Origin of the sequence: Streptomyces sp. NPDC005706 (assembly GCF_040631045.1) — a bacterium.
In the GTDB taxonomy this organism is placed as follows: Bacteria; Actinomycetota; Actinomycetes; order Streptomycetales; family Streptomycetaceae; genus Streptomyces.
In genome coordinates this window covers 1-1,066 of record NZ_JBEXYS010000080.1, presented here as the reverse complement: position 1 = coordinate 1,066, position 1,066 = coordinate 1, and the positions used below count along the sequence as shown (strand labels likewise).

The following is a 1,066-nucleotide window of genomic DNA, read 5'->3' as shown; positions in this document are numbered from 1 at the left end:
CCGCATCCCGCCACTCCCGCATCTCATCCAACGGGACCGGCTCACCGGTGTAAGAACTGTCCCACCCGGAGAAATCCTCACCGAAAGCAGCCCCGCCGGCTCCGGTGTAAACGGAGTCGTAGATCTCCCGCCACTCCTCCACCTGGGCGTTCTCGTCGGCCGGGGCATCCTCGGCTGCGGCCACCGCCGGGTCCGGCACCACATAGGCCACCAGACGCTGGTCACCGAGTGTGTCCTCGCGTACCACCACAGCCGCTTGGCGGACCCCCGCGTCGGCGGTCAGGAGCGCTTCCACCTCGCCGGGCTCGATACGGAAGCCGCGCAGCTTCACCTGCTCGTCGGCGCGCCCGACGAACTCCAGCTGCCCGTCACCGCGCCAGCGCACCAGGTCACCGGTGCGGTACATGCGCTCACCCACCGCGAACGGACAGGCGACAAAACGCTCCGCCGTCAGGGCGGCACGGCCCGCATAGCCTCGCGCCAGGCCCGCTCCCGACGCGTAGAGTTCACCGACGACACCTACCGGAACCGGTTCGAGGCCTGAATCCAGCACATAGACGCGCGAGTTGGAAACCGCACGGCCGATGGGAACCATCACGTCCGTGGTTCCTTCGCCCATCGACACGCACACAGTCGATTCGGTCGGACCGTACGCGTTGACGACCTGACGGCCCGTCGCCGACCATCGCGTCACCAGTTCGGGCGAGACGGCTTCGCCCGCCAGTACCACCGATTGCAGGAGCGGCAACGAGGATTCCGCCCCCGTGGGCAGCGTGCTCAGGACCGACGGCGGCAGCGTCACGTGTGTGATGCGCCGACCTTCCAGCGTTCCTTGCAGGACCTCTCCGGCCAGATGCGTGTCCTCCGGTACGACGAGTGTGGCGCCGTTGGAGAAGGCCATCACCAGCTCCCACACCGCCGCGTCGAAGCTCGGCGACGCGAACTGCAGCACCCGGCTCGCGGCATTCACTCCGAGCCGCTCCGCCTGACTGTGCGCCAGACTCGCCACACCCCGATGCGAGACCACCACACCCTTGGGAACCCCGGTGGATCCCGACGTGTAGAT

The 1,066-nt window shown here is 68.0% G+C and carries 1 protein-coding gene; it reads right to left on the bottom strand.

Annotated features, from left to right (window positions below; all coding sequences use genetic code 11):
- Nucleotides 1–1,066, bottom strand: a 1,066-nt coding sequence (locus ABZ478_RS39295; protein ID WP_359557590.1) for an amino acid adenylation domain-containing protein, incomplete at both ends; no start/stop codon positions are given.